A 12091-nucleotide genomic window follows, 5' to 3' on the forward strand; every position below is an offset into this window, starting at 1 on the left:
TATTCGACCGATAGTGATCATCTCTTCCGTACGACGACGAAGTCGGCGAGCGCCACGAGCTGGGCCCGCACCTGGTCGGGCATCTCCACGGCGTCCAGGGCTTCGATGGCGATGGTGTGCTGGCGGCGTGCCTCCTGGGCGGTCCACTCGCGGCCGCCCGCCTCCTCGATCAGCGCGGCGCGCGCGGCGAACTCCTCCTCGGAGAAGTTCTCGAAGTCGCTGGCCTTGGCGTCCTCGGCGAGCAGTTCGCCGAGCCGCTCGGAGGCGGGCCCGCCCGCGGCGAGCGCGGCCACGACCGGCAGGGACTTCTTGCGCTGGCGCAGATCGCTCCAGGTCTGCTTGCCGGTGGCCTCCGGGTCGCCCCAGATGCCGAGGAGGTCGTCGACGGCCTGGAAGGCCAGGCCGAGGTGGTAGCCGTACTTCTCCAGCGTGTCCGCGGTGCGGTCGTCCGCGCCGCCGAGGACCGCGCCGATGGAGCAGGCACAGGCGAGCAGGGCGCCCGTCTTGTTGCCCTCCATCTCCAGGCACTCCTCGACGCTGACGCGGTCGCGGTGCTCGTAGGAGATGTCCTGGGCCTGACCGTCGATGAGGGCGCGGGTGGCGCTGGTCAGCCGGCGGGTGGCGCGGCCGGCCTCGACGGTGCCGAGTTCGAGGAGGATCTCGTTGGCCAGCGCGAACAGGGCGTCGCCGACGAGGATCGCCTGGGCGGGGCCGTGCACCTTCCAGACGGTGTCGCGGTGGCGGCGCTGTTCGTCGCCGTCCATCAGGTCGTCGTGCAGCAGGGAGAAGTTGTGCACCAGCTCGACCGCGACCGCGCCGGGCACGCCGACCTCGGGGGCGGCACCGGCGGCCTGTGCGGAGAGCACGGCCAGCGCGGGGCGCACGGCCTTGCCGCCGTCGCCGTCCGCGGGGTTGCCCTGGGCGTCGATCCAGCCGAAGTGGTAGGCGGCGACGGTGTCCATGGGAGACGCCAGGCGGTCGACGGCCGCCTTCAGCACCGGTGTGGCCAGGGTCCGGCCGCGCTCCAGGAGCGCGGTCACGTCCACCGCGTCGGCAGCCTTGTCGGCCGGGGGCACAGTGGGCACAGTCTCTCCTCTTGTTGCGGTACCGGGGGTGCGGGGGTCTGCCGCGCGCTCGTCGAGCATCAGGCCGCCTCCTCGAACGTGAGGAGGTGGTCGCGGGGCCGGCCCAGGGCGCCCAGGGCGGCTCGCGCCGCACCGACACCGCTGCGGACCGCACTCTCCATGGTCGCGGGCCACCCGGTGGCGGTCCACGCGCCGGCCAGATACAGGCCGGGGGCTCTGGTGCGGACGCCGGGCCGCAGCCGCCCGACGCCTGGGGTGGGGGCGAACGTCGCGGTGCGCTCCCTGGTCACGAAGAAGTCCTTCACCTCCGCGCCACGCGCGGCGGGCAGCAGCCGCTCGAGCTCCGGCAGATAGCGCTCGCGCAGGACGGCGACGGGTTCGTCGATCTCGTCCTGGGCGGCCGACTGCGACAGGGCGAGGTACTGCCCTTCCCGCAGTCCGGACGCGTCCGTGCGGTCGAAGACCCACTGCACCGGGGAGCCGAGGGCGGCGAAGAACGGTCGCGCGAGCACCTTCCGGTCGTAGACGACATGGACGTTGAGGATCGGCGCGGTGCCGATCTCCAGCAGCCGTTCGGGGGCGTCGAGCGCTCCCTGGGGCAGCAGATCGTGGGCCTCGCGCTGGGGTACGGCGAGGACGACGGTGTCGGCATCCAGCGTCTCGCCGGGAACCTGAACGCTCCAACGCCCGTTCTCGTTGAGGGAGATGGAGGTGACGCGTGTACGGACTTCGGTACGCACGCCCGCGGAGTCGAGCGCCTTGCGGGCCAGCGTGTCGTGCAGTTCGCCCAGCGGGACGCGTGCCCAGCCGATGTCGGCCGCGCCCGGGTCGGACAGCAGACCGGTCTTGAACACCATCGCGGCGAGCCCGAGCGAGGAATCGCCGGCCACCGCGTTGAGGGTGGCGACCCCCACCAGGTCCCACAGTGCCTCGACGGCACGCTCCGACTGACCGTGTTCGGCGAGCCATCGCCCGAAGTTCTGGTCGTCGAGGGCCGGATCGTCGAGATCGAGCGCTTTGAGCGCCAGTGCGGCACGGCCGACCTTGGCGCGCTCGGCGAGCGACAGATGCTGATACGTCGCCAGGCTGCGCGCGAGATGCAGGGGTACGGGCAGCGCGTTGCGGCCGATCCTGCCGAGCCGCCGGCCGGGTTTCGCCTCGGCGTCGAGAACGGGCACGTCGAGACGATCCTGCAGGGGCGCGAGCGAGGCCCCGTCGATGCGGTCGAGGAACCAGCGGTAGGCAGTGCAGCAGCGCAGATACACATGCTGTCCGTTGTCCACGGTGAGTTCGCCGCGCTGGAAGGAGAAGGCGAGGCCGCCGAGCCGCGGCCGGCCTTCGAGCAGGGTGACACGCACCCCGGCGTCGGCCAGTGCGAGCGCGGCGGTGATTCCGGCCAGCCCGCCGCCGACCACCACGGCGGCAGCCCCTTCCGGGCGGCCCGAAGTCCCCGTGGGCTGCGTGTCCTCGCTCATCGTGCACCCTCCCCAGCGGCCGTGCCGCGGTGATTGAACGGTGCACGGCAGGCCATCGCAGTCAGGGACGCCACCCGGTGCCGGAGGGTTGCGTGCCGCTTTTCGCCGGTGGAATCACCTTGGCCCATATTGTCCATCAGGTACGCCTCCTGACGGTACGCCGGGAGACATGCCGGGCGTCCAGACCGGAGAGGCCGCGCACGGCGACGTACGCCTTCTCGCGTCCCGGCAGCGAGACGCGGCCGCGCAGCACTGCCTCCGGCTCGCGCTCGATGCGGTCGAGGAGCCGCCGGTAGATGCCGGCCATGGCCGCGACACAGGCGCCGCTGCGCCGGTCGAGCATGGGCAGCAGCCGGTAGCCCTCGGCGAATAGGGTGCGGGCCCGTCGCACTTCGAAGTGGACGAGGCCCGCGAAGTCGGAGCCCTCGGGCGGGGTCGGGCCGTTGAACCCGGCCGAGCAGCCGAACTTCGCGAGGTCGTCGGCGGGCAGATAGGTGCGCCCGCCCGCGGCGTCCTCCCGCACGTCCCGCAGGATGTTGGTGAGCTGGAGCGCGAGCCCGAGCGTGTCCGCGTACTCCGGCGCTCGCTCGGCGCCGCGCGCCCCCGGTTCCGTACCGAACACGCCGAGCGAGAGCCGCCCGATCGCCCCGGCCACGCACCGGCAGTACACCTTGAGGTCGTCCCAGGTCTCGTACGTCTCACCGCGTACGTCCATCAGGACGCCGTCGATGAGTTCGTCGAGGCCGCCCAGCGGCACCGGGAAGTACGCGGCGGTGTGGCTCAGGGCGACCGCGACCGGGTCGGTGTCGTCCTCGTCGACCCGGCCCTCGCGGACCCGGGCGAGCAGTGCCCGGGTGTCCTCGAGCCGCGCCGTCTTCACATCCGGTGCCAGCGCGCCGTCGCCGATGTCGTCGACACGCCGTGAGAACGCGTAGAGCGCCGACATCGCACGACGCTTGGGCGTCGGCAGAAGTCTGATGCCATAGGCGAAATTACGAGCCTGCTGACCGGTCACTGCCTCGCAGTAGCTGTAAGCGGCGAGTACCGGTGCGGACACGTGTTGTTCCGACTCCACGGTCCGGATCACCCCTCTCCTCGCAGAGTCACTCCCACCTCGCGCAGCAACTGGAGCTTGCCGGGCTTGGGCGGGCCGGGAAGTACGTCGTATTCAGCGGCGGCGATCGCACGGATCGCCGCCCTTCCCCCTGCCACGAACCCCGCGAGCAGCAGCTTCAACCTGCCGTGGACGCTACCCACGAGGGGGGTGCCTTCATTCAGGAGGTGGAGCGCGCGTTCTGCTTCGTATGCAACCAGCGCGCGCACCGATGCGCCTGCTGTGGCCGTGGCGAGGTCCGCTTCCTGGACATGGAAGCGCTTCATGTCCTCGGCCGGCAGGTAGATGCGGTCGCGGCCGAGGTCCTCGGCGACGTCCTGGAGGTGCTCGACGATCTGCAGCGCCGTGCACACCGCGTCCGAGCGGCGGATCCGCTCGGGCGTGGAGGTGCCGGTGACGGACAGCACCAGGCGGCCGACGGGGTTGGCGGACAGCTCGCAGTAGGCCACGAGGTCGTCATAGGTCTCGTACCGCTTGATCAGCTGGTCCTGGCGGTTGGCCGCGATCAGCCCGAGGAAGGGTTCGGGGGTGAGGTCCGCGCGGCGGACCGTGGGCTGCAGGCGGCGCAGCAGCGGGTGGCGCGGCGTCGAGTCGAACACGCGGTGCAGGTCGGCCTCGAAGGCGTCCAGGAGTACGAGACGGTCCTCGGCCTCTTCGGGCGACACGCCGAGCAGCCTGGCGTCCGCGCCGCCCGGGGCGAGGTCGCCGTCACCGATGTCGTCGACGAGGCGGGCGAAGCCGTAGACGGCCATCAGGTCGTCGCGCCAGGCCTGGGGCAGGAAGAAGGGTGCCACGGGGAAGTTCTCGCCCGCGGCCTTGTCGAGCGTTCCGCGCTCCGTCTCACCAGTGCGCGCCGTACCGGCTTGGGTCACCGCTCGCCGCCCGGCGCGGGGACGGCACACGCGTCGCGGAGCTGGAGAGTTTCCGTAGCCATTGCCGTCACATCTCCCGTTCTACACTGCCGACCCAATAGTGCCCTTTTCGGACACGCCGCCCGGGACTCCGCGCGGCGCGCCGGTGCCGGGTGTCGCGCAGTATCGCCCCACTTGCCGCGATTCAGCACCGGTACAGCTTACGTTGTACAACGCAGCGAGGTTCGTCGGGGTGTCCTGCACATCACAACAACACACCGATTGGTGTCAAGATTCCGACGGCCAGCAGGAGTTGGCGTTTCCTTTGCAGACGCAGGGCCCCGCCGAATCGTTGCGGCGGGGCCCTGGGCGTCGCGGGCTACTTGCCCGTGAACTTCTCGTACTCCTTGAGGACCTCTTCGGTCCCGCCGTCCATCCGCAGCTCACCGCGCTCCAGCCAGAGCACGCGGTCGCAGGTGTCGCGGATCGACTTGTTGTTGTGGCTGACCAGAAACACCGTGCCCGCGCTCTTGCGCAGCTCGCGGATGCGGGCCTCGGACCGCTTCTGGAAGGAGCGGTCTCCGGTGGCGAGGGCCTCGTCGATCATGAGGACGTCGTGGTCCTTGGCGGCCGCGATGGAGAAGCGCAGCCGCGCCGCCATGCCGGAGGAGTAGGTGCGCATCGGCAGGGTGATGAAGTCGCCCTTCTCGTTGATGCCCGAGAAGTCGACGATCTCCTGGTAGCGCTCCCTGATCTGCTCGCGGGACATGCCCATCGCGAGCCCGCCCAATATGACGTTGCGTTCGCCCGTGAGGTCGTTCATCAGGGCCGCGTTCACGCCGAGCAGCGAGGGCTGGCCGTCGGTGTAGACCTTGCCCTTCTCTGCGGGCAGCAGACCGGCGATGGCACGCAGGAGCGTGGACTTGCCGGAGCCGTTGGAGCCGATCAGGCCGATGGCCTCGCCGCGGTAGGCCGTGAAGGAGACGCCCTTGACGGCGTGCACCTTGCGTACGCCCCGCTCCTCGCCGCGCTTGATGATGCGGCTGAGGGCGGCGGTGGCGCTGCCCTTGCCGGTCTTGGCGCCGTTCACGCGGTAGACGATGTGCAGCTCGTCCGCGATGACGGTCGGGATGTGGGATGTCTGCTCAGCCACGGCCGTACCTCTCTTCCGCCTTCCAGAAGTACACGAACCCGCCGGCGGCGACGACCACGGCCCAGAAGGCGGCGATGGCCCACACGTGGGGCGGCAGGTGGGAGGCGCCGTAGCCGTCGATGAGGGCGAAGCGCATCAGGTCCATGTAGATCGCGGCCGGGTTCACCTGGAGCGCGCGGATGAACCACTCGGGCCGTCCGACGAGCATGTTGCTGATGGAGAACATGACGCCCGAGGTGTACATCCAGGTGCGCAGGATGAACGGCATCAGCTGGGCGAGGTCCGGCGTCTTGGCGCCCATGCGCGCCACGATCAGCGCGAGGCCGGTGTTGAAGAGGAACTGCAGCACCAGGACCGGGACGATCAGCAGCCAGGACAGACCCGGCGCGCTGCCGAAACCGATCACCACGACGAACAGCACGATCATCGAGAACAGCAGCTGCTGGAGCTGCTGGAGCGCGAAGGAGATGGGCAGCGAGGCGCGTGGGAAGTGCAGCGCGCGCACCAGCCCCAGGTTGCCCGAGATCGCGCGGACGCCCGCCATGATCGAGCTCTGTGTGAAGGTGAAGACGAAGACACCGGTCACCAGGAACGGGATGTAGGTGTCGTGCGACATTCCCCGGCTGGCCTTGAGGATCACGCCGAAGATGAAGTAGTACACGGCCGCGTTCAGCAGCGGCGTCGCCACCTGCCACAGCTGGCCGAGCTTGGCCTGGCTGTACTGCGCGGTGAGTTTCGCCTGCGAGAAGGCGAGGATGAAGTGCCGCCGCCCCCACAGCTGACGCACGTACTCGACGAGTCCGGGCCGGGCGCCGCTGACCGCGAGCCCGTACTTGGCGGCCAGGTCGGCCGCGGAGAGCCCGTCATCGGGGGACGGACGGTCGCTCACCGCGACAGTTCCGTCATGCGTTGTCTCACTCACAAATGGAAACTTTCGTCTTCATGATGCGCACGGCCTGGTGGGGCAGGGGCTGGGGGCACGGGACCGGAGTACGGCGAACGTGCTCCCGGTGTCGAGCTTGTCAGATGGCGTAGCCGCTTGTCAGATGACAGGAGGACGACCGAGGCGGGTCAGCCGCCACACCGTACGCCACTTCATGGGACGCCGGGGTCCGCAGGAACTGGTCCAGCCCTCCTTGAAACCGCCGAACCAGGCCTTCAGGGCAGGTCCCGAGGGACGGCGGGCCAGGGTCAGGAGCATCCAGACGCCGAGGTAGACGGGGACGAGCGGCGCGGGAAGGTTTCGGCGCGCGAGCCAGACGCGGTTGCGGGCCACCATGCGGTGGTAGACCGCGTGCCGCGAAGGGGCGGTCGTGGGGTGGTACAGCACCATGTCGGACCGGTAGTCGATCATCCAGCCCGAGTCGAGGGCCCGCCATGCCAGGTCGGTTTCCTCATGGGCGTAGAAGAACTCGTCCGGAAGCCCGCCGACCTCGGCGAAGACCTTCGTACGGACCGCGTTGGCGCCACCGAGGAAGGTGGTCACGCGCGAGGAGCGCATCGGGTCGGAGGCGCGCAGCCGCGGTACGTGGCGGCGCTGGGTCTCCTTGGTGTCGGGGTCCGCGATCCGGAAGCTGATGATGCCGAGCTCCGGGTCGGCGGCGAAGGCACGGCGGCACAGCTCGGCGGTGTCGTGGGTGGCGAGGAGGCCGTCGTCGTCGAGGAAGAGCAGGATGTCGACGTCCGTGCCACCGGGGCCGAAGGCCTCGATGCCCACGTTGCGGCCGCCGGGAATGCCGAGGTTCTCGGGCAGCTCGACGGTGCGTACGCCCTCGGGTACGTCCGGGACGGGCGAGCCGTTGCCGACCACGACCACCTCGACCCGGTCGCCGTCCTGCTTGGCGACGGAGTCCAGCAGGGCTCGGAGTTCGTCGGGGCGGTTGCCCATGGTGATGATGACCGCGCCGACCTTCATCGCGGTACTCACTTCAGCCTGCTGGAGGCGAGGATGGACACGAGGTGCAGCACGGTCTGGAGGATGGCGATGCCGGCCAGGACCGCGACACCGAGGCGGGTGAAGAACAGGTCCCCGCGCACCGAGTCCACGACGGCCAGCACCAGGATCAGCAGGGACGCCTCGATCCCGAGGACCAGCCGGTGGAACTTCAGCGCGGCGGCGGCCTTGCGAGCCAGCGCCATGCCGGACGAGCGCGGCTCGGACGCCGACTCCTTGACCGGCGGCAGCCCGCCCTGGTGGCGGGCGACGCCGACGAGGTCGGTCTCGGCCTTGATCAGGATCGCGCCGAGGGCCGCGAGGGTGCCGAGGAAGGCCCAGAGCCAGTCGATCCGCCCGGAACCCCAGGGATCGGCGGCGCGCAGGCCGAAGCCGACGAGTACCGCGGCGTCGGTCAGATAGGCACCGACCCGGTCCAGGTAGACCCCGCCGAGCGAGAACTGCTTCTTCCAGCGCGCTATCTCACCGTCGACACAGTCGAGCAGCAGGTAGAGCTGGACCATGATCACACCGAGCACGGCGCCCGGGATCCCCGGCACCAGCAGGGCCGGGGCGGCGAGCACGCCGAAGACAGTCATCAGGTACGTGAGCTGGTTGGGCGTGATCCTGGTGTTCACCAGGTAGCGGTCGCAGCGCAGCGAGATCTCTCGCATGTACAGGCGTCCCGCCCAATGCTCACCGCTGCGCCGGTCCTTCACCCCAGCGGGATGAACGACGGGGCGGAGTTCAGCTACTGATGGCCTTGGCATAGTCGGAGTAGATGTCCTTGATCTGGTTGGTTTTCAGGTCGAGGTGTTCCAGGATCGTGTAACGGCCCGGCCGGGTCTGCGGAGCGAACTCCACGACCTGCACGAACTCGTCCACGGTGAACCCGATCTCCTCGGGCAGTACCGGCAGCCCGTGCCGGCGCAGCACCTCGGCCATGTACGCCGACTCCTCGTGCGCCCCCCGCAGGTACATCGCGAAGGCCGCGCCCAGACCGCACTGCTCGCCGTGGCTCGCCGCGCGCTTGGGGAAGAGGAGGTCGAAGGCGTGGTTGATCTCGTGGCAGGCGCCCGACGAGGGCCGTGAGTCGCCCGACACCGACATGGCGATCCCGCTGAGGACCAGTGCCTCGGCGAGCACCTGGAGGAAGTCGTTGTCGCCGATGCCGCCGGGGTGGCGCAGTACGGCCTCTCCGGCCTGGCGTGCCATCGCGGCCGCGAGACCGTCGATCTTCTCGCCGTTGACGCGGTTGGCCAGCTCCCAGTCCGCGATCGCGGAGATGTTGGAGATGGCGTCGCCGATGCCTGAGCGCACGAACCGTGCGGGGGCGTCGCGGATCACATCGAGATCGATGACGACCGCGATCGGGTTCGGCACACCGTAGGAGCCGCGGCCCGCGTCGTTGTCGAGGGTCGCGACGGGCGAGCACAGGCCGTCGTGCGCGAGGTTGGTGGGCACGGCGACCAGCGGGAGGCCGACGCGCGCCGCGGCGAACTTCGCGCAGTCGATGATCTTGCCGCCGCCCAGGCCCACGACCGCGTCGTAGTGGCCGGCCTTGATGGCACCGGCCAGCCGGATCGCGTCGTCGAGGGTGCCGCCGCCGACCTCGTACCAGGTGGCGCCGGGCAGGACAGGGGCGATCCGCTCGCGCAGCTTCGCGCCGGAGCCGTTGCTCACGGCGACGGCCAGCTTCCCGGAGTGCGAGATCCGCTGGTCGGAGAGCACGCTCGCCAGGTCGTCCAGGGCACCCGGCCGGATGTCGACGACGACCGGCGAGGGGATGAGCCTTGTCAGTACTGGCACGCGATCTCCCGTCCCTTGGCGAGGTCGTCGTGGTTGTCGATCTCGACCCACTTGACGTCACCGATCGGCGCCACGTCGATCTTGAAGCCGCGGTTGACGAGCTCCTGGTAGCCGTGCTCGTAGAACTGCTGCGGGTCCGTCTCCCACACCGTCTTCAGGGCGTCGGTCAGGTCGGCGGCGGCGTCGCCCTCGATGAGGGTGACACCGATGTACTCGCCGGTGGCCTCCGCGGGCTCCATCAGCTTGGTGATCTTCCGGACGCCCTTGTCGGGGTCCACGACGACCTTCATCTCCTCGTCGGCGAGCTTCTTCACCGTGTCGAGGGCGAGGATGATCCTCTTGCCGTCGCCGCGGGCGGCCAGCAGCGTCTTCTCGACGGAGACCGGGTGCACGGTGTCGCCGTTGGCGAGGATCACACCGTCCTTGAGGGCGTCACGGCCGCACCACAGGGAGTAGGCGTTGTTCCACTCCTCGGCCTTGTCGTTGTCGATGAGGGTGATCTTGAGGCCGTACTTGGCCTCCAGGGCGTCCTTGCGGTCGTACACGGCTTCCTTGCGGTAGCCGACGATGATCCCCACCTCGGTCAGACCGATCTCGGCGAAGTTGCCGAGGGTCAGGTCAAGGACCGTGATGCTGTCCTCTATGCCCGCGGGGCCCACCGGCACGAGAGCCTTTGGGAGGCTGTCGGTGTAGGGACGCAGACGCCGTCCGGCGCCGGCCGCCAGCACGAGGCCGATCATGCGGGTTCTCCTTCATCGTGTACGGCGGGGGCCCCGGAGGACACCCAGAAGCGGATGCTCTCGACGAGCACCAGCAGTGCCACGGCCACGGCGAGCGCCGTGAGCGCGACCTTGAACTGTGCGGCGGTGAGCAGCGCGGCCAGGACGGTGACCAGCAGCGTCCTGCCTTCGTGCCCGCCGATCGCCCGCACCAGCCAGTGCGGGGGGGCTCCGGCGTTGCCGCGGATGCGGTACACCGTGTCGTAGTGATGGTAGGCGACGGCGGCCACCAGGCCGAAAGCCGCGGGAAGCGCTCCGTTCACATCGGCTTTGGCCGCCAGTACCAGAACGGTGAGGTATTCGGCGGCGCGGAAGAAGGGGGGCACCAGCCAGTCGAGGGCGCCCTTGAGGGGGCGGACGACGGCGAGGGCGGACAGGAGCACGTAGCCGACGGCGCACAGGACGGTCTGCCAGCCCGCTCCCCAGAGCAGGGCCGAGGTCACCACGAGGACGCCGCCGACGGCGGCACTGACGGGCGCCGCGATACGGACCGTGCCGCGCGCGAGGCGCGCCGGCAGTTCGACGAGCGGTCCGCTGTCCGCGAGATCCGCCAGCGCCTGCGCCGCCCGGTCCGTGCGCCGGGCCTTTCGCGTGAGCGAGCGCAGTACGCGGCCCGCCGTGGTGTACGTCGCGGCGAACGCGCAGCCGACGAGCAGCGCGTAGAAGGTGATGCGGGGGGTCGTCAGCGCCGTGAGGACGGCGATCATCGCCCATCGTTCACCGATGGGCAGGACTATCATCCGGCGCACCCAGACCGTCCAGCCGACGCTGTCGAGCTTGTCCGAGAGGGCGGCGGTGGGGCTGGTGTTGGCGGTGGCGTCGTGGTTCGCCTCGTTGAAGGAGAAGTCCACGACGTGCCGGCAGGTCTGGAGGATCATCGCGCCGAGGGCGAGGGCCCATACGTCGTCGCCGCCGCGGGCAGCTCCGAGGGCGAGGCCCGCGTAGTAGGCGTACTCCTTGGCGCGGTCGAAGGTCGCGTCCAGCCAGGCGCCGAGCGTCGAGTACTGGAGCGAGTAGCGGGCGAGCTGCCCGTCCGTGCAGTCCAGGACGAAGGAGAACAGGAGCAGCAGCCCGGCCGCGACGAATCCGGCGCGGGTGCCGGTGGCGGCGCAGCCCGCGGCGATCAGCGCGGTGAGCAGGGACGCGGTGGTGACCTGGTTCGGGGTCAGGCCGCGGCGGGCACACCAGCGGGCGATGTAGCGCGAGTACGGGCTGATGCAGTACGTGGTGAAGAAGCCGTCGCGGGCCTTCACCGCGCTGCGCAGGCGTACGGCCTCGTCGTCCACGGCGGAGACGGCCTGCCGGGACTCGTTGCGCTCCTGCGGGTCGGCGGGGACCGCGGCGACGAGCGTGCCGAGCTCGGGGCGGAACACGGCGACGCCGTCCGCGTCGAGGGCCGCGGTGAGCCGCTCGGCGAGGTTGTCGGTGGCGACGGCGAGGCCGCCGGAGGCGGAGCTCTCACGGGCCACGGCACGGGTCAGTGCCCGGCGGGCCTCGGGCTGCACCGATACGGCGCCGGGTAGCGCGGAGGCCGCGAACCGTGGGTCCGTGAGGCCGAGGCGCAGTGCGTGCAGGTGCCCCACGAAGCGGGCGTCGACGACGGCGACCCGCTGGTCCGCCGGTACGGCGGCCAGGAGTGTCTCGGCGTCACCGGCTTCGCCGGCGAGCCGCACGTCGAAGCCGAGCGACCGCAGATCGCCCTCGAGCGACGATCCGGGGACCGGCTGGCCGGTGAGGATGGCGGTCGACAGCGAACTCACTCCCTGAGTGCCGACGCGGCCTCGCGCCGGGCGTGTACGTGGTGGGAAGGCCCCGGCCCCGGGCCCGCGGGGGCTCAGGCCGCCGGGCGGCATGTCGGCAGAGGTTATCGGATGATGAGAAGTGGGCGTTCA

The 12091-nt window shown here is 70.3% G+C and carries 12 protein-coding genes; all 12 read right to left on the bottom strand.

The genetic code is table 11. The features are described from left to right. Positions 1-17: 17 nt before the first annotated feature. Positions 18-1145, bottom strand: coding sequence for a polyprenyl synthetase family protein (locus ACIQTP_RS06230; protein WP_319752066.1), 1128 nt, complete (start codon positions 1143-1145; stop codon positions 18-20). Further along, on the bottom strand, positions 1145-2560 hold the full coding sequence (hpnE, locus tag ACIQTP_RS06235) for a hydroxysqualene dehydroxylase HpnE (RefSeq protein WP_403396775.1): 1416 nt from the start codon (positions 2558-2560) through the stop codon (positions 1145-1147). Before hpnE ends, ACIQTP_RS06230 begins: the two co-directional genes overlap by 1 nt. After that, positions 2557-2697, bottom strand: coding sequence for a DUF6380 family protein (locus ACIQTP_RS06240; protein WP_219934041.1), 141 nt, complete (start codon positions 2695-2697; stop codon positions 2557-2559). Before ACIQTP_RS06240 ends, hpnE begins: the two co-directional genes overlap by 4 nt. Next, positions 2697-3647: a presqualene diphosphate synthase HpnD gene (gene hpnD, locus ACIQTP_RS06245; protein WP_402048496.1), complete on the bottom strand. Its 951-nt coding sequence runs from the start codon at positions 3645-3647 to the stop codon at positions 2697-2699. The genes ACIQTP_RS06240 and hpnD overlap by 1 nt, the downstream gene beginning before the upstream one ends. After that, a complete protein-coding gene (gene hpnC / locus ACIQTP_RS06250) occupies positions 3644-4546 on the bottom strand; it encodes a squalene synthase HpnC (protein WP_403396777.1) in 903 nt (300 codons plus the stop codon). Before hpnC ends, hpnD begins: the two co-directional genes overlap by 4 nt. A 358-nt stretch (positions 4547-4904) precedes the next feature. Next, a complete protein-coding gene (locus ACIQTP_RS06255) occupies positions 4905-5678 on the bottom strand; it encodes an ABC transporter ATP-binding protein (RefSeq protein WP_402048491.1) in 774 nt (257 codons plus the stop codon). After that, positions 5671-6600 (bottom strand): ABC transporter permease, encoded by a 930-nt coding sequence (locus ACIQTP_RS06260; protein WP_403396779.1) that lies wholly within the window; start codon positions 6598-6600, stop codon positions 5671-5673. The genes ACIQTP_RS06255 and ACIQTP_RS06260 overlap by 8 nt, the downstream gene beginning before the upstream one ends. A 120-nt stretch (positions 6601-6720) precedes the next feature. Next, positions 6721-7593 carry a glycosyltransferase family 2 protein gene (locus ACIQTP_RS06265; protein ID WP_402048729.1) on the bottom strand — a complete coding sequence of 291 codons (873 nt, stop codon included), beginning with the start codon at positions 7591-7593 and terminating at the stop codon, positions 6721-6723. Between the two features lie 8 nt (positions 7594-7601). Then, entirely contained in the window at positions 7602-8381 is a 780-nt protein-coding gene (locus ACIQTP_RS06270; protein ID WP_402048485.1) for a CDP-alcohol phosphatidyltransferase family protein, read from the bottom strand. After that, positions 8359-9420, bottom strand: a complete 1062-nt coding sequence (locus tag ACIQTP_RS06275) for an iron-containing alcohol dehydrogenase family protein (protein ID WP_403396781.1) — start codon at positions 9418-9420, stop codon at positions 8359-8361. Before ACIQTP_RS06275 ends, ACIQTP_RS06270 begins: the two co-directional genes overlap by 23 nt. Next, positions 9408-10160 carry a sugar phosphate nucleotidyltransferase gene (locus ACIQTP_RS06280; protein ID WP_190168309.1) on the bottom strand — a complete coding sequence of 251 codons (753 nt, stop codon included), beginning with the start codon at positions 10158-10160 and terminating at the stop codon, positions 9408-9410. Before ACIQTP_RS06280 ends, ACIQTP_RS06275 begins: the two co-directional genes overlap by 13 nt. Further along, entirely contained in the window at positions 10157-11950 is a 1794-nt protein-coding gene (locus ACIQTP_RS06285) for a DUF5941 domain-containing protein (protein WP_403397282.1), read from the bottom strand. Before ACIQTP_RS06285 ends, ACIQTP_RS06280 begins: the two co-directional genes overlap by 4 nt. Positions 11951-12091 lie beyond the last annotated feature (141 nt).

The sequence above is a fragment of the Streptomyces sp. NPDC090798 genome, from assembly GCF_044768965.1.
Taxonomy (GTDB): Bacteria; Actinomycetota; Actinomycetes; order Streptomycetales; family Streptomycetaceae; genus Streptomyces.